24 protein-coding genes are annotated in these 26,448 nt (G+C 62.7%); 16 read left to right on the forward strand and 8 right to left on the reverse strand.

The window, feature by feature from the left end; translation table 11 throughout:
- Window positions 1-2 precede the first annotated feature (2 nt).
- Window positions 3-986, reverse strand: coding sequence for a prolyl aminopeptidase (pip, locus tag BMX43_RS00805; protein ID WP_091295366.1), 984 nt, complete (start codon window positions 984-986; stop codon window positions 3-5).
- Window positions 987-1,043: 57 nt separating this feature from the next.
- Between pip and ubiG the strand changes: the two genes are divergently transcribed.
- Both ubiG and BMX43_RS00815 read left to right on the forward strand, forming a co-directional pair.
- Window positions 1,044-1,778 (forward strand): bifunctional 2-polyprenyl-6-hydroxyphenol methylase/3-demethylubiquinol 3-O-methyltransferase UbiG, encoded by a 735-nt coding sequence (gene ubiG / locus BMX43_RS00810; RefSeq protein ID WP_091295369.1) that lies wholly within the window; start codon window positions 1,044-1,046, stop codon window positions 1,776-1,778.
- A gap of 5 nt (window positions 1,779-1,783) precedes the next feature.
- On the forward strand, window positions 1,784-2,725 hold the full coding sequence (locus tag BMX43_RS00815) for an Lnb N-terminal periplasmic domain-containing protein (RefSeq protein ID WP_245749336.1): 942 nt from the start codon (window positions 1,784-1,786) through the stop codon (window positions 2,723-2,725).
- Window positions 2,726-3,020: 295 nt separating this feature from the next.
- Here BMX43_RS00815 and mgrA read toward each other — a convergent pair whose 3' ends face one another.
- Window positions 3,021-4,067: an L-glyceraldehyde 3-phosphate reductase gene (gene mgrA, locus BMX43_RS00820; protein WP_091295374.1), complete on the reverse strand. Its 1,047-nt coding sequence runs from the start codon at window positions 4,065-4,067 to the stop codon at window positions 3,021-3,023.
- Window positions 4,068-4,261: 194 nt separating this feature from the next.
- On the opposite strand from mgrA, the gene BMX43_RS00825 reads away from it, so the two are divergent.
- The 3 genes from BMX43_RS00825 (at window position 4,262) to BMX43_RS00835 (ending at window position 7,089) form a co-directional block, all read left to right on the forward strand.
- Entirely contained in the window at window positions 4,262-5,356 is a 1,095-nt protein-coding gene (locus BMX43_RS00825) for a carboxynorspermidine decarboxylase (RefSeq protein ID WP_091295377.1), read from the forward strand.
- Between the two features lie 40 nt (window positions 5,357-5,396).
- Window positions 5,397-6,632 (forward strand): saccharopine dehydrogenase family protein, encoded by a 1,236-nt coding sequence (locus tag BMX43_RS00830; protein ID WP_091295381.1) that lies wholly within the window; start codon window positions 5,397-5,399, stop codon window positions 6,630-6,632.
- 301 nt (window positions 6,633-6,933) lie between these two features.
- Window positions 6,934-7,089, forward strand: a complete 156-nt coding sequence (locus BMX43_RS00835) for a DUF3309 domain-containing protein (protein WP_091295384.1) — start codon at window positions 6,934-6,936, stop codon at window positions 7,087-7,089.
- A gap of 2 nt (window positions 7,090-7,091) precedes the next feature.
- On the opposite strand, the gene BMX43_RS00840 is transcribed toward BMX43_RS00835, so the two are convergent.
- Window positions 7,092-7,328, reverse strand: coding sequence for a hypothetical protein (locus tag BMX43_RS00840; RefSeq protein WP_091295389.1), 237 nt, complete (start codon window positions 7,326-7,328; stop codon window positions 7,092-7,094).
- Between the two features lie 184 nt (window positions 7,329-7,512).
- On the opposite strand from BMX43_RS00840, the gene BMX43_RS00845 reads away from it, so the two are divergent.
- Window positions 7,513-8,265, forward strand: coding sequence for a Crp/Fnr family transcriptional regulator (locus BMX43_RS00845; RefSeq protein WP_091295392.1), 753 nt, complete (start codon window positions 7,513-7,515; stop codon window positions 8,263-8,265).
- A 51-nt stretch (window positions 8,266-8,316) separates the two neighbouring features.
- On the opposite strand, the gene BMX43_RS00850 is transcribed toward BMX43_RS00845, so the two are convergent.
- Window positions 8,317-8,508 (reverse strand): hypothetical protein, encoded by a 192-nt coding sequence (locus tag BMX43_RS00850; RefSeq protein ID WP_245749337.1) that lies wholly within the window; start codon window positions 8,506-8,508, stop codon window positions 8,317-8,319.
- Between the two features lie 452 nt (window positions 8,509-8,960).
- On the opposite strand from BMX43_RS00850, the gene BMX43_RS00855 reads away from it, so the two are divergent.
- The 4 genes from BMX43_RS00855 (at window position 8,961) to BMX43_RS00870 (ending at window position 12,875) form a co-directional block, all read left to right on the forward strand.
- A complete protein-coding gene (locus BMX43_RS00855; RefSeq protein ID WP_175481982.1) occupies window positions 8,961-9,755 on the forward strand; it encodes a DUF2092 domain-containing protein in 795 nt (264 codons plus the stop codon).
- Window positions 9,756-9,760: 5 nt separating this feature from the next.
- The gene (locus BMX43_RS00860) at window positions 9,761-10,087 is read left to right on the forward strand and encodes a hypothetical protein (protein ID WP_091295398.1); all 327 of its coding nucleotides are present in this window, start codon (window positions 9,761-9,763) and stop codon (window positions 10,085-10,087) included.
- Between the two features lie 119 nt (window positions 10,088-10,206).
- Window positions 10,207-11,343, forward strand: a complete 1,137-nt coding sequence (locus BMX43_RS00865) for an alpha/beta hydrolase (protein ID WP_091295400.1) — start codon at window positions 10,207-10,209, stop codon at window positions 11,341-11,343.
- A 65-nt stretch (window positions 11,344-11,408) separates the two neighbouring features.
- Entirely contained in the window at window positions 11,409-12,875 is a 1,467-nt protein-coding gene (locus BMX43_RS00870) for a mechanosensitive ion channel family protein (protein WP_139201499.1), read from the forward strand.
- Window positions 12,876-13,036: 161 nt separating this feature from the next.
- Here BMX43_RS00870 and BMX43_RS00875 read toward each other — a convergent pair whose 3' ends face one another.
- Window positions 13,037-13,771 carry an outer membrane protein gene (locus tag BMX43_RS00875; protein WP_091295409.1) on the reverse strand — a complete coding sequence of 245 codons (735 nt, stop codon included), beginning with the start codon at window positions 13,769-13,771 and terminating at the stop codon, window positions 13,037-13,039.
- A gap of 482 nt (window positions 13,772-14,253) precedes the next feature.
- Here BMX43_RS00875 and BMX43_RS00880 point away from each other — a divergent pair, with 482 nt between their 5' ends.
- The 6 genes from BMX43_RS00880 to BMX43_RS00905 all read left to right on the forward strand — a co-directional run bounded on the left by BMX43_RS00880 (window position 14,254) and on the right by BMX43_RS00905 (window position 20,821).
- Window positions 14,254-16,560, forward strand: coding sequence for an arylsulfatase (locus tag BMX43_RS00880; RefSeq protein ID WP_281243101.1), 2,307 nt, complete (start codon window positions 14,254-14,256; stop codon window positions 16,558-16,560).
- A gap of 91 nt (window positions 16,561-16,651) precedes the next feature.
- Complete coding sequence (locus BMX43_RS00885; protein ID WP_139201500.1) at window positions 16,652-17,836, forward strand: hypothetical protein; 1,185 nt, start codon at window positions 16,652-16,654, stop codon at window positions 17,834-17,836.
- A gap of 131 nt (window positions 17,837-17,967) precedes the next feature.
- Window positions 17,968-18,294, forward strand: a complete 327-nt coding sequence (locus tag BMX43_RS19665) for a YidH family protein (RefSeq protein WP_175481983.1) — start codon at window positions 17,968-17,970, stop codon at window positions 18,292-18,294.
- A 20-nt stretch (window positions 18,295-18,314) separates the two neighbouring features.
- Complete coding sequence (locus tag BMX43_RS00895; RefSeq protein ID WP_139201502.1) at window positions 18,315-19,028, forward strand: hypothetical protein; 714 nt, start codon at window positions 18,315-18,317, stop codon at window positions 19,026-19,028.
- Window positions 19,029-19,087: 59 nt separating this feature from the next.
- Complete coding sequence (locus BMX43_RS00900; RefSeq protein WP_091295428.1) at window positions 19,088-19,477, forward strand: hypothetical protein; 390 nt, start codon at window positions 19,088-19,090, stop codon at window positions 19,475-19,477.
- Window positions 19,478-19,552: 75 nt separating this feature from the next.
- Window positions 19,553-20,821 (forward strand): anaerobic sulfatase maturase, encoded by a 1,269-nt coding sequence (locus BMX43_RS00905; protein ID WP_091295432.1) that lies wholly within the window; start codon window positions 19,553-19,555, stop codon window positions 20,819-20,821.
- 70 nt (window positions 20,822-20,891) lie between these two features.
- Here the strand turns inward: BMX43_RS00905 and BMX43_RS20085 are convergent, their stop codons facing one another.
- From BMX43_RS20085 to BMX43_RS00920, 3 genes are all read right to left on the reverse strand, one after another.
- Entirely contained in the window at window positions 20,892-21,812 is a 921-nt protein-coding gene (locus tag BMX43_RS20085) for a transporter (RefSeq protein WP_245749338.1), read from the reverse strand.
- Between the two features lie 238 nt (window positions 21,813-22,050).
- The gene (locus BMX43_RS00915; protein WP_091295436.1) at window positions 22,051-25,158 is read right to left on the reverse strand and encodes an efflux RND transporter permease subunit; all 3,108 of its coding nucleotides are present in this window, start codon (window positions 25,156-25,158) and stop codon (window positions 22,051-22,053) included.
- A gap of 5 nt (window positions 25,159-25,163) precedes the next feature.
- Window positions 25,164-26,366 carry an efflux RND transporter periplasmic adaptor subunit gene (locus tag BMX43_RS00920; RefSeq protein WP_091295439.1) on the reverse strand — a complete coding sequence of 401 codons (1,203 nt, stop codon included), beginning with the start codon at window positions 26,364-26,366 and terminating at the stop codon, window positions 25,164-25,166.
- Between the last annotated feature and the right edge of the window lie 82 nt (window positions 26,367-26,448).

Raw genomic sequence — 26,448 nt, forward strand, 5'->3', positions numbered from 1 at the left:
CGTCAATCATCCTTCATCAGCGGGCGCAGGCCATCCATCACATGAACAAGCTCTGCCGAAATTCCCGGCTCTGACAGGGCATGACCTGCCAGCGTCACCATACGCAAATCACAACGTCGCCAGCCCTTGGCCAGCGTATAGGCCCCCAGCGGCGGGCAGATCATGTCATAGCGGCCCTGCACGATGGTTGCCCCCAGATGCTCGATCCGGGCGCGTTCGCGCAGGATCCAGCCGTCACAGTCCAGAAAGATCTTGTTCTGGAAATAGTGGTTCTCCAGCCGAGAGAACGCGCGGGCATATTCTGACGGGCTTTCATAATGCGCCCCGTCCGATGCGATGGCAGCCAAGGCATTTTCCCATTGCGCCCAAAGCCTTGCAAAGCGCATCTCCTCGACCATGTTGCCCGAGAACAGGCGACGGTGATAGGCGGCGACCAGATCGTCCTGCTCTGCCACGGGGATCGGGTCGATGAAGCGTTGCCACAACTCGGGAAAGAAGGCCCCCGCGCCGCCGCCATAGAACCAGTCCAGCTCGGCCTGCTGGCCTAGAAACACCCCGCGCAGCACCAGATGGCGCACCCGCTCGGGATGGCTCAGCGCATAAATCAGCGCCAGCGTGGCCCCCCAACTGCCACCAAACAGGATGAAACGGTCGATGCCGAGGCTTTCGCGGATCGTCTCGATATCACCAATCAGATGCCATGTGGTATTGCCGATCACGCTGGCGGTGGGGCGCGACCGGCCACAGCCACGCTGATCGAACAGCACCACGCGATAGGTGGCCGGATCGAAATAGCGCCGCATCGCCGGGCTGCAGCCGCCCCCCGGCCCGCCATGCAGCACCAGAACCGGAATGCCGGTGGGGTTGCCGCATTGCTCCATATACACGCGGTGGCCATCGCCCATGTCGATCACGCGCTGGTCGAAGGGCTCGACCGGCGGGTAAAGATATTCGACTGCGCGCTTTTGGCCTGATCTGTGATCCATATCCGCACTATATAACGCCCAAAGCCGAAGCTGCCACAGAAACCGGAAGGAGACGCCATGACCACCACGATCGACCCCGCAGAGGTGGCGAAGTTCGAGGCAATGGCGGCCGAATGGTGGGATCCGGCGGGCAAGTTCAAGCCGCTGCACGAGATGAACCCCTGCCGGCTGGACTATATCACCAGCCAGATTGCCGCCGAATTTGACCGCGACCTGCGCGAAGAGCGGCCTTTTGCCGGGCTGCGCCTGCTCGATATCGGTTGCGGTGGCGGGCTGTTGTCGGAACCGATGGCGCGGCTGGGGGCAGATGTTGTGGGGGCGGATGCCGCCCCCCGCAATATCCCGGTGGCGCAGCTTCATGCCGAACAATCGGGCCTGATGATCGACTATCGCAACTGCACCGCCGAGTCGCTGGTCGAGGCGGGCGAGCAGTTCGACGTGGTGCTGAACATGGAGGTGGTGGAGCATGTGGCCGATCCGCTGGCCTATCTGACCGCCTGCCAGCACCTGCTGCGGCCTGGCGGGCTGATGATCTGCTCCACCCTGAATCGCAATGCCAAAAGCTTTGCCATGGCCATTGTGGGGGCGGAATATGTGATGCGCTGGCTGCCCAAGGGCACGCATGACTGGAAGAAATTCATAACGCCGACAGAGCTTTACGACCTGATCCGCCGTGCGGGGCTTGATCCGGTGGATCGCAAGGGGATGGTATTCAACCCCATCGGCTGGAGCTGGAGCCTGTCGGTGCGGGATCTGTCGGTGAACTATGTCACCGCCAGTGTGAAACGGTGAGATTCGTGCTGTTCTGGGTGGTGCTGGGGCTGGGCACCGTGTGGGGCAGCGTGGCGGTGTGGGTGCAGTTTCCGGCGGCGCGCTGGGTTGTGCTGGCGTTTGGCGCGGCGATACTGGCGGTGATCTGGGCGCGAGTCGCTACGGATTGGGGCTGGGCGGCCTTGCTTACCCTATCTGTGGTGGTGGGCGGTTGGTATCTGAGCCTGCAGCCCCGGCTGGACCGGGACTGGGCGCCGGATGTGGCGCGAATCGTCACGGCAGATGTGGGGGGGGATACGGTAACCCTACACAATATACGGGCGTTTCGCTGGACGGACCCCGATCATGCGGCAGAGCATTGGGTGGAACGGCAGGTGGACCTGCACAAGCTGGCCTCTGCGGACATGATCACCTCGGTCTGGGACAACCCCGAGATTGCGCATCTGTTGGTAAGCTTTGGGTTTGACGATGGTCAACGTATTGTTTTTTCTGTTGAAATTCGAAAAGAGCGCGGCGAGAAATTCAGCTCGGTCGGCGGGTTTTTCCGGCAGTTCGAGCTGGCGCTGATCGCGGCGGATGAAGAGGATATTGTCAAGCTGCGCACACATTACCGGGGCGAGGATGTGCGGCTTTACCATCTGCGGCTGACGCCGGAACAGTTGCGCGTGATGTTCCTGCAATATCTGGAGCTGGGCAACGAGATCGCCGAAAACCCTAGGTTTTACAATACGGTAACGACCAATTGCACCACGGTCGTCTGGCAGTTGTCCAAGGCGCTGAAACCCGATCTGGGGCTGGATATGAGCCTGCTTCTGTCGGGCCGCCTGCCGGAGTATCTGCACCGGCTGGGCGTGCTGGAGGGGGCGGGGACGCTGGACGAGATTCGCGCGGCGGCGCGGATTTCGGAGCGGGCGCGGGCGGCGCCGGAGGGGGCGGATTTTTCGGCGGTGATCCGGGCGGGGCGGTAAAAAGGGGGGGGTGACATTGCGGCACCCCCTGTACACCGGGTGTACCGCATCGGTGCTGCGTTTTTTTGGGGGGGGTTCCCCCCTCCCCAGCCCTCCCCCTGACAGGGGGAGGGGGCACGTTGCGCGGGGGTGGAGAGGGGGCGCTGTGGCCCCCCCCCTCACCCTGCCCTCTCCCCCAAGGGGAGAGGGTGGCGTTGTGTGCGTGGTAAGTGGCGGCCCTTCCCCTTGGCTGTGCGTTGCGCGGGGCGGGCGCCCCCTCTCCCCTGCGGGGGAGAGGGTTGGGGTGAGGGGGCGGTTACGCCGACTCGGACGACCGGGCCCAGAGGTTGATGTCTTCCTCGGCGGCGATGCGGTCGATGGCGGCCAGTTCCTCGGCGGTGAAATCGAGGTTGCCGATGGCACCCGCGCAATCCACCACCTGTTCGGGCTTGCTGGCGCCGATCAGCGCGGTGGTGATGCCGCCGTCGCGCAGCACCCAGGCGATGGCCATTTGTGCCAGCGTCTGACCGCGTGCCTGTGCCAGATCGTCCAGCGCCTTGACGCTGGCAATCGCGCGCGGGGTGATGGTTTCCGGCGCCAGCGATTTGCCCTGCGCGGCGCGGCTGCCCTGCGGGATGCCGTTCAGATATTTCCGGGTCAGGATGCCCTGCGCCAGCGGGGTGAAGGCGATGGAGCCGACGCCCAGTTCGGCCAGCGTGTCTTTCAGCCCGTCATGTTCCACCCAGCGGTTCAGGATGTTGTAGCTGGGCTGGTGGATCAGCAGCGGCGTGCCAAGATCGCGCAGGATCGCCTCCGCCTCGCGCGTGCGGGCGCTGTTGTAGCTGGAAATGCCGATATAGAGCGCCCGACCCGAGCGCACGATATGATCCAGCGCACCCATGGTTTCTTCCAGCGGCGTTTCGGGATCGAAGCGGTGGGAATAGAAGATGTCCACATAATCGAGGCCCATCCGCTTCAGGCTCTGGTCGCAAGAGGCGATCAGGTATTTGCGGCTGCCCCATTCGCCGTAAGGGCCGGGCCACATGTCGTAGCCGGCCTTGGAGCTGATGATCAGCTCGTCGCGGTAGCCCTTGAAATCGGTGGCGAGGATCTGGCCGAACGCCGTTTCGGCGCTGCCGAAGGGCGGGCCGTAATTGTTGGCGAGATCGAAATGGGTGATGCCGAGGTCAAACGCCGTCTGGCAGATGGCGCGTTTGGTGGCGTGGGGGGTATCTTCACCGAAATTGTGCCAGAGGCCGAGGCTGATGGCGGGCAGTTTCAGGCCGGACTTGCCGCATTTGCGATAGACCATGCGGTCATAGCGGGTTTCGGCGGGTGTGTAGGGTTTGGGGAAATTGGGCATGGGATCCTCCTGCTGCGGGCAGGGTAGCGCTAACGGGCGGGGGTGGGAAGGGTGCGCGCGGAGGCACGCGGCCCCGACGCGCCTGCAATGGACCCGGCGCCCGCCCTTGCGCTACTGTCACATCCCTTGCACTTCCGGGGGTTAGGGCCTATGTGGGGCCGCTCTTGTCCCTTTTGGCCCCGGGGGGGATTCTGATGATCCAGACACCGTATTACCTGATCGACCGGGCGAAGCTTTCGCGCAACATGGCGATCATCGACCGGCTGCGCGCGCGCTCCGGTGCGAAGGCCTTGCTGGCGCTGAAATGTTTCGCCACATGGCCGGTCTTTGACCAGATGCGCGAGCATATGGACGGCACCACGTCGAGCAGCCTGTACGAGCTGCGGCTGGGGCGCGAGAAGTTCGGCAAGGAGACCCACGCCTATTCGGTCGGCTGGGCCGATCACGAGATCGCCGAGGCGGTGGGCTATGCTGACAAGATCATCTTCAACTCGATCGGGCAGCTGGAGCGGTTCGACAACCAGTCGGCGCAGATCGAGCGGGGGCTGCGGCTGAACCCGCGGTTTTCGACCAGCGGTTTCGATCTGGCCGATCCGGCGCGGCCGTTCTCGCGCCTTGGCGAATGGGATGCGGGCAAGATCGAGACGGTGATGGAGCGGATTTCCGGCTTCATGATCCATTACAATTGCGAGAATGCCGATTTCGATCTGTTCGACCGCCAGTTGGCACGGATCGAGGACGAATTTGGCGGGCTGCTGCGGCGGCTGAAATGGGTGAGCCTGGGCGGTGGCATCCATTTCACCGGCGAGGGCTATCCGGTGGACAAGCTGGCCGACCGGCTGCGCGCGTTTCAGGATCGCTTCGGGGTGCAGGTCTATCTGGAGCCGGGCGAGGCAGCGATCACCGGATCGGCGAGCCTTGAGGTGACGGTGATCGACATCCTGAACAACGGCAAAGATCTGGCCATCGTCGATTCCAGCGTGGAGGCGCATATGCTGGATCTGCTGATCTATCGGCAATCCGCGCGGATGGAGACGGATGGCGATCACCCCTACATGATCTGCGGCAAAAGCTGCCTCGCCGGGGATATTTTCGGCGAGTTCAACTTCCCTGCGGCCCTGAACGTGGGCGACCGGCTGAGCATCGCGGATGCGGCGGGGTATACCATGGTCAAGAAGAACTGGTTCAACGGCGTGAAGATGCCCAGCATCGTCGTGCGGGAACTGGACGGGTCTTTGACCCTGAAACGCGAATTCGGCTATGCCGACTATGAGAGCAGCCTCGGCTGAGACTCTCCCTTCCCTCTGTCCTTAAAGGAGACGGTTCGAAGTGAAACGGAACGTTCTGATCATCGGCGCCGGTGGCGTGGCTCAGGTTGTGGCGCATAAATGCGCGCAGCATAACGATAAACTGGGCGAGCTGCATATCGCCAGCCGCACAAAGGCGAAATGCGAGGCGGTGATCGCCAGCGTTCATGCCAAGGGCGCGATGAAGGTGCCGGGCGTGTTCGCGGCCCATGCGGTGGATGCGACCGACAGCGCGGCGGTGGCGGCGCTGATCCGCGAGACCGGTTGCCAGATCGTGATCAACGTGGGGTCATCCTTCGTGAACATGACGGTGCTGGAAGCCTGTATCGAGACGGGCGCGGCCTATATGGACACCGCGATCCATGAAGACCCGGCAAAGATCTGCGAGACGCCGCCGTGGTATGGCAATTACGAATGGCAGCGGCGGGATCGCTGCAAGGCGGCGGGGGTCACGGCGATTCTGGGGATCGGGTTCGATCCCGGCGTGGTGAATGCCTGGGCGCGGGTGGCCGAAGGGATGATGGACTCCATCACCTCGATCGACATCGTGGACATCAATGCCGGAAGCCATGGCAAGTGGTTCGCCACCAATTTCGACCCCGAGATCAACTTCCGCGAATTTACCGGCACGGTGTATAGCTGGCAGAATGGCGGCTGGCAGAGCAACACCATGTTCGAGGTCGGGCAGGTGTGGACCCTGCCGGTGGTGGGCGACCAGAAGGCCTATCTGACCGGGCATGACGAGGTGCATTCGCTGTCGGCGCGTTACAAGGACGCGGATGTGCGGTTCTGGATGGGCTTCGGCGATCACTATATCAACGTGTTCACCGTGCTGAAGAACCTTGGCCTGCTGTCGGAAAAGCCGGTGAAGACGGCGGAGGGGCTGGAGGTCGTGCCGCTGAAGGTGGTGAAGGCGGTGCTGCCCGATCCGGCCAGCCTTGCGCCGAATTACACTGGCAAGACCTGCATCGGCGATGTGGTGAAGGGCGTGAAGGACGGCAAGCCGGTCGAGGTGCTGATCTACAACGTGGCCGACCACAAGGAAGCCTATGAGGAAGTGGGCAGCCAGGGCATCAGCTATACCGCAGGCGTGCCGCCGGTGGTGGCGGCGCTGCTGATCGCGGACGGCACCTGGGATGTGGGGACGATGGTCAATGTCGAAGATCTGGACCCGAAGCCCTTCATCAACCTGCTGAACACGATGGGCCTGCCCAGCCGGATCAAGGATGCCGAGGGCGACCGCCTGCTGACGTTCTGACCCCGGATCGCGGAAAGACTGGCCCCCGTCGCAGATTGGCCCGTCGCAGATTGGCCCCGTTGCAGGATGCTGCGGCGGGGCTTTCCCTTGCCGGGACGAGATATCGGGCCAGTTTCATGGGCATCAGACCCGGGCCGTTTCAGGCAGGCGGCGACGGCACTGTCGCAGGTTAGTGCCCGGTCGCATGTCAGCAGGCTAGACTGCATCACGTGCGTCTTGCGCCCTGTGCTGCGGGGTGGGGCACTTCAGCGCCAGAACACCGGCCCTGCGCCAGTCCTCCTATCAAAGAAAGTGATGTCCGATGCTGACCAATATTCTGATCATTGTCCTTGTCCTGATGCTGATCGGCGCCTTGCCGCGCTGGCCGCACAGTGCATCCTGGGGATACATGCCCAGCGGTGCCTTGGGGATTCTGGTTGTGATCCTGATTATCCTGCTGCTGACCGGGCGGCTTTGACCCTAGCGGCGGCGGACTGAATTTCCGCCGTCAATGATCTTGTTGATCAACATTGCCACGTCCTTGTGCATCGCCTCGGCGCCATCGCCGGGCGGGGCATGTTCATGCGCGGCAGCGGCGTCCTTCAGGATGCCGACGATTTCACGCTCTGGCAGGATGTTGCGGTCGTTCAGCGCCAGCAACAGCGACTCGCAGATGGCAAGGGCTGCAATTCCGGCCGTATCGGGCGTGACGGTCATCGGTTTCGACTTTCTGCAAGGGGTCTGCCACTCAGTCGGCGCTTGCCTGTATCTGCGACATGCGCATGATCGTTGCAGGAAAATCCGGCGGCGGGCTGATATGGATCAGCATCCCCCCGCATCATTTGCGGAACATGAACAGGACGGGGACAGGCACGCCTTTGCCCCCCCGGAGAGGTAGCCCATGACAGAGCCGAACGCCGGGCTGCCGATTCAGGACAGCCCGTTTGCCCGCAAGCTTTCTGCCTTCGTGCGGTTGTCGCAGACCGATCTTGCGGTGATGTCGGACCTGTATCGCCGCCGCCGCGTGTTTCCGGTCGGCGTTGACGTGATTCATCAGGGGCAGACCGATCAATGTGCCTATGTGCTGGCCTCGGGCTGGGCCTGTTCGTACAAGATCCTGCCCGAAGGCACCCGCCAGATCGTGGATTTCCAGATTCCGGGCGATTTTCTGGGGCTGCGCTCGGTGCTGTTCCGCACGGCGGACCATAATGTGGAACCGATCACGCCGGTTCATGCCTCGGAGGTCACGCAGCGCGATCTGCTGGCGGCCTTTGCCGAAACGCCACGGCTGGCGACGGCGGTGCTGTGGGCCGCATCGCGCGATGAGGCGATGGTGGTGGAGCATCTGGTCGATCTGGGGCGGCGCAGCGCAACGGAACGGATGGCGCATTTCCTGCTGGAACTGGGCGCGCGCCTGCGTCTGGTGGGGATGGGCGACAGGACCGGCTATCTGTGCCCGCTGTCACAATACCTGCTGGCCGATGCGCTTGGGCTGAGCGCCGTACATGTCAACCGCGTGCTGCGGGAACTGCGCGAGGAAGGTCTGGTGACGTTCCAGAAGGGGCGCGTGACGTTCGAGGACTATGACGGGCTGGTTACATTCGCGGGGTTTGACCGATCCTATCTGGATCACGAGGGCCCGCTGCTGATGTGACGCACGGGTGCCCTTCCGGGGCAGGTCTGTCCCCGGAAGGGCGGGCGTGGCTTATGCCAGAGCGTGGGTCGCGGCCTCCAGCGATTTCAGGCAATCGGCATCATTCTTCGCGGTCTGGGCCTTTTCGGCCGCCTGATAGTGGATCAGCGCCGCGTCCTTCTTCGGGCCGGCCGGGGCTTTGTCCCAGGCTGCCTTGACGGATTTCATCTTGTCGGCGGTCGAGGTGGAATTGGTCATGGTCATGATCGTATCCTTTTTTTGCAGCCAGAGCCGGGCATGCCCCCCTATCCGCATCTTCCGTCGGAAGGTGTGGCGGACAGGCACAGGGGTTGAACGGGGATCCGCTGCAAGACTGGCCCGCGATGATCGCGAACCATGGCCTATCTTCCTGCGATTCACACAGGCCCGGACTGATGCAGGTTTGCGTTGGGTGCGATCCTGCCCCGGCACCCGCAAGGGTGGCGGCCATCCGCCGGGTGGCCCCCTGCTGCGGCCCCGGCTGGGCGGCGGGTCACAAGCCGCAGGCGGCACGGCGGGCCAGTGTTGATTCAAATCAAGGCGGGGTGCTGTGCAGGACGATAGGCATGAGAGGGCAATGGTCGGGTGATTATCCTTGCGTGTGGGGTATGCGCCAAGTGATACGTCTTAATGTACACGGCCTCGTGCATCCGCAGTTGAGAGGGAGAGCAACTATCATGCGCCGGAATGTCTTTGTGAATATGGGGCGATCAGGCCTGCGCCTGCTGGCGCCCGTGATCCTGCCAGTCTTTCTCGCGGCACCGGGCTGGGCGGCGGAGAGCGATATTGATCCGAAGGCGGATGCCGTGCTGCACGCGATGTCGGATTACATGAGCAGCCAGCGCATGTTCAGCCTGTCGGCCGAATCATCGACCGAAATCCTGATGAGCGATGGCCGCAAGATTCAGCTGACTGCGGCATCCGAGATGGTTGTCGATCGGGAAAAGGGTATCCGGGTCGATCGCAAGGGGCCGGTGGGCGGCACATATCTTGTGTTCGATGGCAGCAAGGTGTCGATCGCCAGCGAGCGCGAGGGGGTCTATCTGTCCTTGCCCGCCGAGGGTGGCATCGACGGGGCGCTGGATGAGGTGCGGACTGCGCTTGGAACCGAAGTGGCGGGCGGGGCGGACCTGCTTTATACCAAGCCCTATGACGGCCTGATGCTGAACGTCCAGTCGGGCCATTATATGGGGAAAGCCTGGGTCGGTGGTGTGTTGACCGATCACCTGTCCTATCGCGCCGAAGATATTGACTGGCAGCTCTGGGTGCGCAGCGGGGAAGAGCCGGTTCCGGTCAAGTATGTCATCACCAGCAAATGGGTGACTGCGGCGCCGCAATTTTCTGTCGATATTTCCGAGTTCACGCCCTTGACGGAAACGGCGGCAGAGACGTTCGTTTTCACCGCGCCGGCTGGCGCCCGGGAAATCACGCCGGACCAGCTTCCGGAGTTCGACCTTTTGGCTGAGGAGTGAAAGCCATGCAGAAACTGATGCGGTCGCGGATACTTCTGGGGGTCATGGCCGGTCTGATGGGACTGGTTGTCGAGACGGAGCCACTCCGCTGGATTGAGGGCAACCTGACCTCGCAGGTCGAGGCGCGGGTGGGCCGACCGGCAACGCCAGTCAGCGCAGCCGGGGTCGCGCGGCGTTCGACGCGGCGTGTGGTCCGCCGGACAACGGTTTATATCGCGACCTTGCCTGTCGGCTGTGTGACCGTCGTGATCGACAACATGTCGCTTTATTCCTGTGGCGGCGTTTATTACCAGCCCTACCAGAACCAGTATGTCGTCGTCGTGATTGATTAACATTCGATGCGTAGGACTGTGTGGCGATCCCCCCATGGGTCGCCACGCGGTTTCATGCGCGGCACTTGCCTTCCGGGGGGGCGCCACGTAGGAATCGGATAAATCGAGAGGGATGCGCGATGCGGGCACTTAAAAGGACAGTCTTCGGCGGCGCGGCGCGGCAGATGCTGCTGGGATGTTCTGTCATTCTGTTCGCAGGTTGCAGCGGACGCGGCCAGATCGGCCTGATGCCCCCCGATGCGCAAACCACCGGCCCGGTGTCGCAAGTCATTGTCGCCACAACGCGCAAGCCTGCGCCCGCCCCTGATTTCTTTTCGACCCAGCGGTCCTATGGCGTGAACTATGCCAGCTTTGACGTTGCGATCCCGCCGGACAGGGCGCCCGGCGAGGTCAAGTTTCCCAAGGACACGCCGGACCCGAGCACCGATTTTCTTGTGACCTCGCACAAGGCCCTTGCGGGCGAGAAGGCCTTCATTCAGGCGGTCAACGCCGCATCGCGGCAAGACCCGGCGCATACCGGGCTGGGCACGGTGTTTGTACATGGCTACAACACCAACTTCGCCGAAGGGCTCTACCGTGAGGTGCAGCTCAGCTATGACCTGCGCACGCCCGGGATGGATGTCTTGTTCTCCTGGCCATCCGAAGCCAAGCTGACGGCCTATCTGACGGACCGGGAAAGCGCCCTGTTCTCGCGCGATGCCATGGCCGATACGATTGCGGCAATGTCGAAATCGAACCTCAAGGGGTTCAATGTCGTCGGCCATTCCATGGGCACCTTTCTGGTGATGGAAGCGCTGCGCACCATGGCGCTGTCGCACCAGACGGCCGCCCTGAGCAAGGTCAATGCCGTCCTGCTGATTTCGGCGGACATCGAAATTGATGTGTTCCTCAAGCAGGCCCCGCCGGTTCTGGCAGCGGGTATCCCGATTTACCTGATCGTTTCCTCTGACGACAAGGCGCTGGCATTTTCCGCACGCCTGCGGGGGCAGAAAGACCGTTTGGGGTCCATCCGGTCGGTTGACGAACTGGGCGGGCTGGATGTCACCGTCGTGGACCTGAGCGCCGTCGAATCCGAGGATATGGCGGGGCACCTGAAGGTCGGCACCTCGCCGGAACTCATCCAGATGATTCAGGCGCTGCGCGCGCAGGGATTGAGCATCCTCAACAATGGCGAACAGCCGGGCCTGATCGGGGCGAGTGTGGGTCTGATCCGCATCGGAACGGATGAGTTGATCGGGCCTTTGGCCTCGCAATAACCGGCAAGGCACGCGGAACGACTCTTGGCTTGATCGGCTCGATTCTGCGGGCAGAGAAGGGTGGCATGTTCAAGATCGTAGCCTGGGTTTGCCTTGCCCTGTATCGCCGGGCCGGAGCCGCGCCCCTTCAGCGCGACTTCGCCTTGCACAAGCGGGCCTCGTTTCACGCAATCGTGGCGGTCATGGCGCTGACGGCCAGCCTGTTGGCCCCACAGCCCGCTGTCGCGCAGGAGAGCGGTTCGGTGGTGTCGCTGCTGAAAGGGCCTGACAGGTCTTCGCCGCAGGCGTGGATTGCCTCCTTCACCGCAGAAGCCGCGACGCTGGAGCTTCTGCTGCGGGCCTACGCATCCGACGCCACCAATGCAAACCTTCTGGCCTATTCCAGCCAGCAGGGGGTTCTTCGCCAGTTTTTCGATCTGAATACGGTTCCCGCCGCCTTCCAGACGACGGTCGGGAACGAGGCCGTGGCGCAGATGATCGACATTCTGAACCGGCTGCCAGACACCCAGATCTCCGCCGAAACTGCGCCGCCCGGCGCTGCTGTGGATCCAAAGCCGCTATGGGCCATTCCCGCCACCGACATCGTGCTGATCCGCCGGATGGAAGGCGCTGACGCCGGCAACTATGTCATCCCGCGGGAGGTGATCGTAAAGCTGCCCGACTACCATCGCAGAGCCATGGACCTGCCGCTGCTGCACGAAACCGATTTCCCGAGGATGCGGCAGGTTCAGGCCAACCTCACCGGCCCGCTGGTGCCCCAGACCGCGGCCCGGGCGCTTTCGGAATGGCTTGACGCGCCCCTGCTCGGGGCACCGTCATGGAAGCTGCTTGTGGCATTCCTTGCGGCGCTGTTCACGATCGGGGGCAATATTGCCGTGCATCGTTTCGTGAAAGCGGCGACAGGTCGCCATTCGGCGGTTGTCGCTGCAAGCCTGAAGCTGTCGGGGCCCTTGCTGCTTGCGGGCAGCTTTGTCACGCTGGCGGCCTTTTGCCAGACACAGCTTATCATTCAGGGCTATGCGGCGCTTGTCGTGGCGGTGCTGCGCAACCTGTTCCTGATCGGGTCGGGGGCCTGGGCTGTGCTGGCGCTTGCGAACATTGGCACCGAGATCCACATCCGGTCCAAAACGGGCCCGGATCGGGGCATGGATACGCATCTGGCGCGGCTCATCGGCCAGACATTCGGGGTGGTCGGGGTGATCGCGGTCGTTGCCTATGGGCTGGGCACACTTGGTATTCCGACCGCCGGGATTATCACCAGCCTTGGCGTTGGCGGGGTCGGGATTGCCTTTGCAACCCGGGTGACGATGGAAAACCTGTTCGGCGGCTTCGTTCTGCTGATTGACCGGCCGTTCCGGATTGGCGATCGCATCAAGATCACCGCAGGCGAAGGTGTGGTCACCGATATCGGGGCGCGGTCCTGCCGCATCAAGACGCTGGATGGCCATACGCTGACCATCCCGAATGGCGCCCTGTCGGCATCCGCCATCACCAATATCCGAACCCCGCCATCCGGCCAGCCGGATCAATGATCCGGCGCCCTGACAAGGGTGAAACACGGCGGTGAAACACGGCGGTGAAACACGGCGCCCGCAAGCTGACCGTGGGCAGACATATTGTGCGATGCAGGGCCAGAACGACATCGGCCCCGGGCAAGCGCCCGGGGCCGATCATCCGCAAGATCCGGTTCAGATCAGAAGTTGTAAGTCGCCCCGACCAGCAGGCCGGACTGGTCCATGGAGAAATCGCGTCCGTCGATTTCACGATTGAACTCCATGTAGCGATAGCCGCCGCGCAGCGTCCAGCGATCGTTCAGGGCATAGCCCACGGTGACGACCCCTTGCCAGGTGGAGTTGCCGCCATCGAAGCCGCCGTAATCGGCAAAGAAGCTTGCGGAAACCTTGTCGGACAGTTTCCCGCTCAGACGGAGGCCGATGACCGGATCGACCCAGCTGTCGCCGTTGCTGAACGCCGTGCCATCCAGCGACCCACCGATGATGGTGACATCGGAAGTCAGGTCCGCCCAGCGCAGACCGCCCGCAACATCAACGGCAAAGTTGGATTCCTCATATACCCGGTAGGCCGCATAGGCGCTGATCACCGTCATCTGCGATTCCATCCGGATCTTGTCGGACAGGGGGCCGGGGGTATCGTTGGTCGGGGACAGCTTGAAATACATCGCGTCGGTGAACAGGCTCAGCTTGTCCTTGCGCGCCTCGAACGTCCCCATCAAGGCAAAATCAAGCTCTTTCAGCGCATCGCTGAAGCTCAGTTCAGCCTCGACCGTTTCGCCTGACGGCGTTTCGGCGGAAATGCCCGTGTCGGTTGCCCAGATATAGGTAGTAAGGCTGTATTGCCATTCACTGCTTTGCGCGACGGCGGGCGACGCCAGAGCGGCACATGCAATAGCTGCGAGAATGGTTTTCATTTCTTACCCCATGAGGTGATATTTAAAGTGTTAATCAAGTTTGCGCCACCCGACTGGCGCATGCAAGCGGCGATCCTGCCCTGCAATCAAAATGGCAGGGGGTGAGGTCTTCCGACAACATGGACGCCACCGGAATTCGGGGCTTCAAACACAGCGGCAAGCGACGTTATCGCTGCGCCTGTCAGGGAAACAAAGGAAAACGGCCTGAAAAGCCCCCGTCCAGAATATGTGTATTTCAAATATGTAATTAAGCCAAGCACAGCATCGCGGCGAATCTGGCACTATGTTACAAAGCCGGGCTGGACATGAGTCTGGCGCCACAGATAAAGTAGAAATAAAGATTTGGTGGCATATGCTTGCCGGGCGACGGCCTCCCTTCGCGTCGAGGCCGCCGGGTGACGACACAGGGGAGAGACAAGTTGGACAATCGGGACGGAAAGCCGCGTTCTCATCTGCCGATGCGCAACACGCAGCGGAGCGGGTTGATCACATATGATGCAAAAGACCCCGACAGCAAGTTCCCCCCGATCGAACAGCTGCGCCCGCCAGCGGGGGCGCCCAATGTTCTGCTCATCCTTCTGGACGATGCAGGCTTTGGTGCCGCCAGCCCGTTCGGTGGCCCGTGCCAGACGCCCGTTGCCGAGAAGCTTGCCGCCAAGGGGTTGAAGTTCAACCGCTTTCACACGACGGCGCTTTGCGCGCCGACACGGCAGGCGCTGTTGACCGGGCGCAACCACCATTCTGCCGGCATGGGCTCGATCACCGAGCTTGCCACCGGCGCGCCCGGCTATTGCTCGGTGCTGCCGAATTCGATGGCGCCGCTGGCGATGACGCTCAAGCTCAATGGCTATTGCACGGCGCAGTTCGGCAAATGCCATGAAGTGCCGGTCTGGCAGTCAAGCTCCATCGGGCCGTTCGACGCCTGGCCGACCGGCGGCGGCGGATTTGAGTATTTCTACGGGTTCATCGGCGGCGAGGCCAACCAGTGGTATCCTTCGATCTATGAGGGCACCCGGCCGGTCGAGATCGACCGGACCCCGGAAGAGGGCTATCACCTGATCGAGGATATGGCCGACAAGGCCATCCAGTGGATCGGGCAGCAGAAATCCCTGGCATCCGACCGGCCTTTCTTCGTCTATTTCGCCCCCGGTGCGACCCATGCCCCCCATCATGTGCCGAAAGACTGGGCCGACAAATACAAGGGCAAGTTCGACGGCGGCTGGGACAAGCTGCGCGAAGAAATCTTTGCGCGGCAGAAGAAACTGGGCGTGATTCCCGCAGATGCAGAACTGACCGCCCGCCCGGCCGAAATCCCCGCCTTCGACGACATGCCCGAAGCGTTCAAGCCGGTGCTGCGCCGCCAGATGGAAGTCTATGCGGGCTTCATGGAATATACCGACCATCAGATCGGCCGCATCATTGAGGCCGTTGAAAAACTGGGTCTGATGGAAGACACGCTGATCTATTATATCATCGGCGACAACGGGGCCTCGGGCGAAGGGTCGATCAACGGCTGCTTCAACGAGACCAGTTTCTTCAACGGCATCCTGCAGTTCGAGACGCCGGAATATCTGATGGAGCGGCTGGACCAGTTCGGCGGGCCGGATTCCTACAACCACTATTCGGTGGGCTGGGCCCATGCGCTGAACACCCCTTACCAGTGGACGAAGGTCATTGCCTCGCATTTTGGCGGCGTCCGGAACGGAACGATCGTTCACTGGCCGAAAGGGATCGCGGCGCAGGGCGAGATCCGCACGCAATTCTCGCATGTGATCGACGTGGCCCCCACGATCCTCGAAGCGGCGGGTCTGCCCCAGCCGGTGTCGGTGAACGGCATCCAGCAAGACCCGATCGAAGGCGTCTCGATGATCTATGCCTTCAACGAGGCCGCTGCGCCCGAACGTCACGAAACCCAGTATTTCGAGATCATGGGGAATCGCGGCATCTATCACAAGGGCTGGACCGCGGTGACGAAACATTCGACGCCCTGGGTCAAGGCCCCCACGCCCGCGCTGGATGATGACGTCTGGGAGCTTTACGATACGAACACGGACTGGAGCCAGGCCCGCAACCTTGCCAAGGAAATGCCGGAAAAGCTGCACGAGCTGCAACGGCTCTGGCTGATCGAGGCCGCGCGCTACAAGGTGTTGCCGATCGACGACCGCACGGTCGAAAAATTCGACCCGGCAATTGCTGGCCGGCCCGTGCTGATCCGCGGCAATACCCAGCTTCTGTTCCCCGGAATGGGGCGACTGTCCGAAAACACCGCGCTGAACCTGAAGAACAAGTCCCATTCGGTCACGGCAGAGATCGTGGTCCCGGAAGGGGGGGCAGAGGGTGTCATCATTTCGCAGGGGGCCAATATCGGCGGCTGGAGCCTGTACTGCAAAGACGGCAAGCTGAAGTATTGCTACAATTTCGGCGGGTTCGAGCGGTTCTATGTCGAGTCGGCAGCGGCGCTTCCGTCGGGTGAGCATCAGGTCCGCATGGAGTTTGCCTATGATGGCGGCGGGCTTGGCAAGGGCGGCAATGTCATGCTTTTCGTCGATGGCGCGCCGGTTGGCGAAGGCCGCGTGAATGCAACGCTCGCGATGGTCTTCTCCGCCGATGACGGGCTGGACGTGGGCGAGGACAGCGGGGCGCCGGTCTCCGAGGAGTACGGCTCCAGGGGGAACCGCTTCACCGGGCGGATCAAGGGCGTGCAACTGGCAATCGCGGAAGGGGCCGTTGCCGAGGACCATCTGGTTTCCCCGGAAGAAGCGATCCGGGTGGCCATGGCACGCCAGTAATGCGTGAAGCCTTGAGATGGGGCCCAGGCGCCTCGCTGCATTGGTGACGGGAAGCCATGGCCGGGGCGCGGGCGTGCTGGGGGAAACTTCGATGACGGCAAATCCTTCGGGTCGGCCACAGGCCGACAAGGACAGCCCCTTTGCGCAGTTCTCGCTTCTGGGCGGGCCGTTTCATGATTTCGCCACCAAGGCCGCCACCCGCGTCACGGGTGGCGACAGCCTTGTTTTCTTCACCGGGCTGAGCGTTTTTGTGTGGCTGGTCCTCGCCTTGCTGGCGACGGTTGAAGGCCATGCGGACAAATTCTTCTCTCTGGGAACAACCGCCGTCCACGGGCGGTTCCTTGTGGCCATTCCGTTGATCTTCTGGTGCGAGAAGCTTCTGGCTCAGGCGACCCGCGACGCCTGCGCGGGGCTGGTGAGCACAGGCGTTGTGACTGGCGAGGCAAAGGCGGCGCTGGACAGCGACGCCACGAGGCTTGAGCGGATCAGCGACTCGTGGTGGTTGCAATTCGGACTGCTGTTCGCGGTTGTGATCTTCAGCTTTTCCGCCGCGAGCGAGTATTTGCCCGGAGAATCCGCCGCGAAGTCCAATATGACATCGGTGTCACTTGCCGGGAAATGGTACTGGCTTGTCTGCCTGCCACTGTTCCGCTTTGTCATGGCCCGTATGTTTTGGCTTCTGGGCATTTGGGTCTATCTGATTTGGCGGCTGTCACGCCAGCCCCTGGCGCTGACCGCCTCTCATCCCGACCGCGCAGGGGGGCTGGGCCTGCTGGAGGTCGCGCAGGCCCAGCTTGTGGTCTTCGTTCTGGGGATTGCCGCGCTCGACGCCGCCGCCTTGGCAGAAACCTTCCAGCATGTCGCGCCGAACGAGGCGCAGATCTATGTGCATGTCTTTCTTGTTGCCTTGGTGGGCGTGCTGGTTGTGTGCGGCCCGCTTCTGCTGCTGGTTTCGCCGTTATTTCGCTGCCGTCGCAGGGGCATGATCGACTTCAGCGCGCTTGCAAACGCGTATTCCGTAAAATTCCAGCAACGATGGATCGGGCCCGCCAAGCCGGATCTCAGCGAATTGCTCGGCACGGGCGACATCCAGTCGCTCGCCGATCTTGCGACGGGCTATGAGAATGTCAGGACCATGCGGGTTTTGCCGGTGACCAACACCCTGCTGTTTCTGATCCTATGCGCCGCAGCGGTGCCGCATGCCCCGCTGCTGCTGATGAAATACCCGATGACGGACCTGATTTCAGGCCTGGTCCAGAACATCATCGGGATCTGACCCCCGGGTGCGCGCGCCCGGGTGATGCAATTGATTTCCAGTCGGGCCTGCGCCAAGGCGGCACGGCACATGAGGACTGTAGGATGGCTGAAATAGGTACGACAACCCGACTTGCCGTTGGTCGGACCACCATGGCCGCAACCCGCACGCTGATGGCTTGGATCAGGACCGCAATGGCCATGATCAGCTTTGGGTTCACGATATACAAGGTCATTCAGGGGCTGCAGGACGGCGCCACGCAACTGCCCATTGATCTTCATGCCGCGCGCGCGGGGATGGTGCTGACGGGGCTAGGTATCCTGTGCCTCATCGTCGGCAGCCTTGAGTATTACATGGTGCTTCGTCAGGTCAGGGTCATCATGCCGATTCCGTACTGGCGCCACCCGCTGCTGATCGCAATGCTGCTGATGATGGTCGCCCTGACCATATTCTTCAGCATCATGGCCGGTGTCCTTTGACCGGACTTCCGGACGGTCTGGTGACGTGGCTGGCGGTCAGCCTGATGGCGATGACCTTTGTGCTGGGCCGCAGTATCCATCCGCTGAAGTCGATCCTGCGTGACCGGCGCACATTGGTTTCGTTCGGGTCCGGCATTGCAGCGGCCTATCTGTTCGTCGGCATGATGCCCGAGCTTGCCGAGGCCATGGTCAAGCTTGACAGCATGGAGGGGGCGGGCGGGCCGTCCGGCCTTGTGGTCTATGTCGTTGCCCTGCTCGGTTTCGTGGTCTTCTATGGGCTTGACCATTTCACCCGCGCCACCATCGGAGGCCAGGAAGCGAACGGGGAGTCGGAAGCGCGGGTCTACGGCTATGTGCCCTATATCTGGCTGATGACCTATGTGATGGTTGTCGAGGCCGGAGAGTCGGCCCGGGCGACACTCTGGTACGCCATCGCGATGTGCTGCCACTTCCTGACGATCGACCATTCGCTGAGCGAGAAACGGGGCGCGCGCTATGACCGGCGCGGCCGCTACCTGCTGGGCTTGTGCGTCGTTCTGGGATGGGGCACCGCCCAGATCGTCGAGCTTTCCGCCACGATGACGGCCCTTGCGCTTGGCTTCGTCTCTGGTGCACTGACCGTGAACAGTGTTTTCACCGAATTGTCGGAAGGGGCGGGCGGGCGGTTCCTTCCCTTCGTGTTGGGCAGCGTGCTGTATGCGGCCCTGTTGTTGGGGGCCGGCCTGATCTCCTGAAAACAGGGGGCGGGCGGGAGTGTTATCCTTGTTTTCAATATCCACCAGAGAGGTTGGACATGCTGGAATTCCTGAGCTTGGTCGGTGACGCGATGGCCGAACGTGTGAGCGGCCCGATGAGCGTGCGGCTTTATGTTCAACCGCTGATGGCGGCATTTTTTGCCACGCGATCGGGGCTGAAGGACGCGCGGGAAGGCAATCCCCCCTATTTCTGGAGCCTGTTCTCGGGCAAGGAACATCGCCGCGCGCAACTGCGCGACGGGTGGAAGAATGTCGGCACGGTCTTCATTCTTGCGATGGTTCTGGATGTCGTTTACCAGATCATCGTGCAGAAAGCCGTCTTCCCGATCGAGGTTGTTGTTGTGGCCTTCATCCTCGCGATTTTGCCTTATCTGTTCCTGCGCGGCATCGTTACGCGGATCGTCAACCTGTTCACCGGCGCGGCCTGAACGCCCGGCAGGAAAATCATGTGCGGCTGATCGAAGCCATGGCGCATCTCGCCCCGAATTACAGGAATGACCGGAATGTCGATCCCGCAGCTTGACTATCACCTGCTGGCCAAACCCGCCGGCGCGGCCTGCAATCTGGGCTGTCAGTATTGCTTCTTCCTGTCAAAGGAACAGCTTTATCCTGACGAAAGCTATCTGATGACCGAAGAGATGCAGGAACGGTATATCCGGCAGCTACTCGACTCTTCTGCGGGCGAAGAGGTGCAGATCACCTGGCAGGGCGGGGAGCCCACCCTGCGCGGGATAGATTTCTTCCGCCGCTCTGTCGAACTGGCCAATCGGTACCGCAAGCCCCATCAGCGGATTCTGCACACGATCCAGACCAATGGCACCCTGATCGACGACACCTGGGCCGCCTTCTTCAAGGAAAACGGCTATCTCGTGGGGATCAGCATTGATGGCCCGCGCGCGATGCACGATGCCTTCAGGGTTACCAAACGCGGTCAGGGCAGCTTTGACGACGTGATCCGCGGCTGGAACATTCTGCGGCGGCATGGCGTGGATGTGAACGTGCTGTGCACCGTACATTCCATGAATGCGGCCTACCCGCAGGAGGTTTACCGCTTCTTCCGCGACGACCTCGGGGCGGAATATATCCAGCTTATCCCGATCGTCGAACGCGCGACCCCCGAAACCCTCGACGCCGCGAACAGCGGCTGGGGTGGGTTGCGCGGCAAGGACCGGCCCCTGTACCGGCAGGAAGGGCAGCTGGTGACGCACCGGACGGTCAGCGGCGATGCCTTTGGCCAGTTTCTGATCGGCATTTTTGACGAATGGATCCGGCAAGATATCGGCCGGGTTTTCGTCACGACCTTCGATGTTGCGCTGGGAAGCTGGTTTGGCCAGCACAATGCCTGTGTCATCTCGCCGACCTGCGGGCGAGCGCTGGCGCTGGAACATAATGGCGATGTCTATTCCTGCGATCACTTCGTGGAACCGGACTATCTGCTCGGCAATATTGCCGACACGCCACTGGCGGCTTTGGTCGCCTCCGAAAAGCAGCGCCGTTTTGGCGATGCCAAGTTCGAGACCTTGCCGAAATACTGCAAGGAATGTCCGGTTCTTTTTGCCTGCTATGGGGAATGTCCGCGCAACCGCTTTCTGAAAACGCCGGATGGGGAGGAGAACCTGAACTGGCTGTGTTCAGGCTACAAGGCCTTCTTCACCCATATCTCGCCCTATATGCGCCGGATGGTGGAGCTGATCCAGAACGGCCAGTTTGCCGATGAAATCATGCCGGAGGTGGACCGCATCCGCCAACAGGTCAGCGAGAACCGCACATAGCCCGGCACCGCCGACCGGGCCGGTGGTGCCATGTGGGTGTCGTGACCAGCTGGTTTGCGGACCTTCGGCCTTATGGGAACAGCAGGGTCAGTGTGGTGCGCAGCCCCCAGTCGGGGATGCCGGAGGGGCCGTCGGCGTAGTATTTTGCGCCGACCTGAAAGCTCATGAGCTGGTCACCCGCCTTGAACACCTTGGAATAGCCGACGTTGATCGGAACCACCCACTGCTCGGTTTCCCAGTTATAGCTCGACTCGGCGTTGAGTGAGAGGGTTTGACCTTTCCCAAGGGCGTAGGACAGGAAAGGCTGGATATAGGTTGCGTTTACATCGGGCCGGTCATCCTCGCCCGCAACGGACCAGATGTGGTTTGCCAGCGCCCCCACTGTCCACGGCCCCGTCTGTTTGAGAACCACGCCGGTCAGGCCGACGCCGAACTTGCCAGAACCCAGACTGTCGTCGGTCGCCGTCGGCAACAGGAACACCGGGCCGACCCCCCATGTCACGCCGTTGACGCTGTTCGTGGGGGAGAAAAAGAAGCTTTGCGTGATGTCGCCGACACCCGAGACGTCATGATCCGGGACCGAGGTGTAATCGCGATAGGATAGCGGGATGATCGTGCGCGAGATCACGGTCCAATCGGCATTGAGCGGGATCGGCACCACAGGCTGGACGTTCAGTGTGAAACCAAAGCCGTCACCATCAGGCCCTCCGCCAAAATCGAAGTTGCCCTGAAAGGGCACGCTGGTCAGCGAGGCGATGGGGTTGGAAAGCTGCTTGGCAACCTCGTCGGCGGTTTGCGCCCGGGCCATGCCGACCAGCGCGCAGCTTGCCAGCAGGCCGGTCACGCAGCGCTTCCACAGGTTGGGGCCGTGCGTCACATGCGCATCGTGCAGGCGTGGCAAGATTGCGGTGTTCCCGGTCTTGCGGCCGCGCACAAGGGACGTGCCTTCCGCCTTGCCAAGCCGCAGATCGTCACCATCCGTCGGATTCATGATACAATTCCTTTCTGCGGTGCCTGTTCAACAGTTCCACGCAGCGGCGGGCCAAATGCAAGATTGAAAATCCAGTGGAAGGTGGAAAATCAAGAGGTGTTCGGCGCCGCCACACTTCACCCGCCGATTGTCGCACGATGCGCGGCTGATACCGTGGGCGCGTCACCCTTGACCTGAGGCAAGTGTCTGCCTCTCAGGGGGCCGCGCCTGACCGGGATCTGGCGCGGCCCCCTTGCTCTCAGCCGCGCACCACAGGTTTGCGGCCGGTCATCGCCACCAGTTTCATCACCGCCACATAGAAGGCGGGCACGAAGAAGATGCCGATGACGGCAGAGGCGGTCATGCCGCCCAGCACGCCGGTGCCGATGGCACGCTGCGCCCCGGCGCCCGCGCCGGTGGCGATGGCCAAGGGCAGCACGCCCAGCATGAAGGCCAGCGTCGTCATCAGGATCGGGCGCAGGCGCTGGCGGGCGGCCAGGGTGGCGGCTTCGACCAGCGGGGTGCCTTTTTCATACAGGCTATGCGCGAATTCCACGATCAGGATGGCGTTGCGCGCGGCAAGGCCGATGGTGGTGAGCAGGCCGACCTTGAAGTAAACGTCGTTCTGCTGATCGAACATCAGCGCAGCGGCCAGCGCCCCGGCGACGCCGATCGGCACGGTCATCATCACCGCCAGCGGCACCGACCAGCTTTCATACAGCGCGGCGAGGCAGAGGAACACCACCACCACCGACAGCGCATAAAGCAAGGGTGCCTGATTGCCCGACAGCCGTTCCTGATAGGACAGGCCGGTCCAGGCCACGGCATAGCCGCCGGGCATTTCGGCCACCAGCTCTTCCATCCGGGTCATCGCATCGCCGGAGGAGACGCCCTTGACGGCAGAGCCGCTGATCTCTGTCGCGCGGGTGCCGCCATAGCGGGCGAGGCTTTTCGACTGCTGTTCCCAGACCTGCGTGGTGATGGCCGAGAAGGGCACCATTTCCCCGGCAGAGTTGCGGGCGTGCCATTGTTCGATGTCTTCCGGCTGCATCCGCGCCTCGGCGGCGCCTTGCACGATCACCGGGCGCAATTCGCCGCCAAAGACGAAATCATTGACGCTGCGACCCGTGAAGATGACGGACAGCATGGCGTTCACCTCGGACACCGACAGGCCGAAGGCGGTGGCCTTCTGCTGATCAAGGTCAAGGCGCAGGGTGGTTTCGGTGGGCGAAGACTCGCCGCGCAGCCCTTCCACCTTGCCATCAGCCTGTGCGGTGGCAATCAGATCGGTCGCGGCCTGTGACAGCGCGGCGCTGCCTGCGCCGGACTGGTCGATCAACTGCATGGTGAAGCCGGAGGAGGAGCCGAGGCCCTGAATCGCGGGCGGTTGCAGAAAGATCACCCGGCCGAGACGCGAGCCGAAATAGCGGCCATTGGCGCGTTGCACCAAGGAGGCCACGTCATTGGCGCCGCGTTCGTCATAGTCGCGCAGGCTGACGAACATCATGGCGCGGTTCGATCCGGTGCCGCTGAAGCCGAAGCCCAGCGCGGCGAAGACGGATTTCACCGTCTCTTTTTCTTCCGTCAGCAGATAGGTTTCCAGCTTTTCCACGACAGCCAGCGTGCGGTCGGCGGTGGCGCCTTCGGGCAGTTCGATGATGACCATCATCACGCCCTGATCCTCTTGCGGCAGGAAGGAACTGGGCAGGGTATCATAAAGCGCCACCACGCCGCCGCCGATGGCGACCAGCACGATCAGCGCGCGCAAAGCCCGGCGCGAGATCCAGCCGACGCTGCTGCCATAACCGCGGGTCAGCCGGTCAAGCTGGCGGTTGAACCAGCGGGCGGGGGCGATGCCGTCGCCATGCTTGCGCGGGCGCAAGAGGCTGGCGCACATCGCCGGTGTCAGGATCAGTGCCACGCCCAGCGACAGCACCATGGCCGAAATGATGGTGACCGAAAACTGCCGGTAGATCACCCCGGTTGACCCCGACATGAAGGCCATGGGCAGGAACACCGCCGACAGCACCAGCACGATGCCGATCAGCGCGCCCGAGATTTCGGTCATGCTTTTCTCGGTCGCCTCCACCGGGCCGAGGCCTTCTTCCTCCATCACCCGTTCGACGTTTTCGACCACCACGATGGCGTCATCGACCAGAAGGCCGATGGCCAGAACCATGGCGAACATGGTCAGCGTGTTGATCGACATGCCGAAGGCCGACAGCACCCCGAAGGTGCCCAGCAGCACGACGGGCACGGCGATGGTGGGGATCAGCGTCGCGCGCCAGCTTTGCAGGAAGACGAGGATGACGAGGAAGACCAGCACCACCGCCTCGATCAGCGTGTGATAGACCTTGGTGATGGATTCCTTGACGAAGGGCGAGGTGTCATAGGGCACGGTGACGGTGACGCCCGCCGGCAGGGTGGTGGCGATCTGATCCAGTTGGGCGCGCACCGCCTCGGCCGTGCTGACGGCATTGGCGCCGGTGGCGAGGTTGACGGCGAAGCCCGCCGCCGTCTTGCCATCGAACCGCGCGGCGGAGCCGTAGCTTTCCTGCCCGATTTCCACCTTGGCCACATCGCCGAGGAACACGGTCGAGCCGTCTTCGCGCACGCGCAGCAGGATGCGTTCAAATTCGTCCACGCTGCGCAATTGCGACTGGGCCGAAACGGCGACGGTGAATTGCTGGCCCTGCACGGTGGGTTGCGCGCCAAGGTTGCCCACGGTGACATTGGTGTTCTGGTTGGCAACGGCGCTGGTCACATCGGCGGTGGTGACCTGATATTGCACCATTTTCAGCGGGTCGAGCCAGATGCGCATGGCATAGCCCGAGCCGAAGATATCGACAGAGCCGACGCCTTCCAGCCGCTTCACCGGGTCGATGATGAACTGATCCACCATGTCGCCCAGCTCGATCGTGTCGCGGGCGCCGTCTTCGGACACCAGCGCGCCGACCAGCAGGATGGAGGAGGAAGAGCGCGACACGTCCACGCCGTTTTCCTGCACCACATCGGGCAGTTGCGAATTGACCAGTTGCAGCTTGTTCTGCACCTGCACCTGCGCCACATCCGGGTCCACATCATCGCCGAACACCAGCGAGACCGAGGCCCGGCCCTGCCGCGAGGTCGAGGTCATGTACAGCAGGCCGTCCAGCCCGGTCAGCCCGTCTTCGATGGTGGTGGTGACCGAGTTTTCGACGGTTTCCGCCGAGGCGCCGCTATAGCTGGCCGAGATGCGCACGGTGGTTGGCGCGATATCGGGATATTTGGAGATCGGCAGGCTCCAGACCGCGAAACCGCCAACCAGCATGGTGACGATGGCCAGAACCCAGGCGAAGACCGGGCGGTGGATGAAGAATTTTGCCATACCGCTTACTCCGACGCGGCGGGGGCTTGGGTGGGTTGGTCGATCACCACGCCGCTGTCGGAAATGGTGACAGGCACGGGGCTGACGGCATCGCCGGGTTTGAGGTTGGACATGCCGTCCACCACCAGCGTTTCGCCATCGGTCAGCCCCTGCATCACCACCCAGGCGGCGCCATAGCTGCCGGTCGAGGTGATGGGTTTCTGCGTGGCCTTGCCATCCTGCACCACCCAGACGGTCAGCGCGCCCTGCCGGTCGCGGATCGCGGCCATTTGCGGCACGAGGATCGCCGGGGCGGTGCCCACCTCCAGCTCGCCGCGCAGGAACATGCCGGGCAGGATGCGGTTGTCGGGGTTCGAGACGCGGAAGCGGTAATCGACGGTGCCGGTGGAGGTGGACACCTCGGAGCCCGAGGCGACGAGGGTGCCGCGCGAGGCATAGGTCTGGCCGTTTTCCAGCGTGACGGTCAGGTTCATCTGATCGGCGGCGCGCAGGGTGCCCAGCGCAATCTCGTCGCGCAGTTGCAGCATCCGGGCGGCAGGGGCGAAGACATCCACGTCGATCGGATCCAGCCGGGTGACGGTGGCCAGCGCCTCGGTCTGGTTGGCGGTGACCAGATCGCCGACCGACAGGTTGGCCAGCCCGGCCACCCCGGCAATCGGGCTGCTGATCCGGGTCCAGGACAGTTGCGTCTGCGCCACTTCCAGCGCGGCCTCGGCGCTTTGCAGATCGGCCAGCGCCTTTTCGTGATCGGCGCGGGCGGCATCGAGATCGGCCTGCGTGACGCCGGAATTGACCAGCCGTTCCGCCCGGTCCAGCGCGGATTTGCTGACATTGACCTGCGCGCGGGCCGAGCCCACGGTGGCCTCGGCTGACCGCAGATCGGCGCGGGCGGTCACGTCATCCAGCTGGAACATCGGCGCCCCGGCGCTGATCGGCTGGCCGGGGGCGTAAAGGACTTCGGTGATCACGCCGCTGATGCGCGGGCGGATGTCGGCCTGTTCATAGGCGATGGCCCGGCCCGGCAGGGTATAGCTGCGCGGCACGTCCTGCGTGGCGACGGTGATCACGCCGACCTGCGCGGGCGGACGCTCCGCCCCGGCGGTCTGCGCCTGCGCCCCGGCGGGCAGCAGCGCGGCCAGAAACAGCAGGGCCACGCCAAGGCGCACCTTCATCCGCGCCGCAGCGCCGCCCAAGCCGAGGTCTGTCATCCTGTCTCTCCGTCCAGTTCTTGTCGTGGCACCGCTTGGGTGCCTTCTTGCACAGACGGTGACGTGATTCTTACGACAGACA

The sequence above is a fragment of the Gemmobacter aquatilis genome, from assembly GCF_900110025.1.
Classification (GTDB): domain Bacteria; phylum Pseudomonadota; class Alphaproteobacteria; order Rhodobacterales; family Rhodobacteraceae; genus Gemmobacter; species Gemmobacter aquatilis.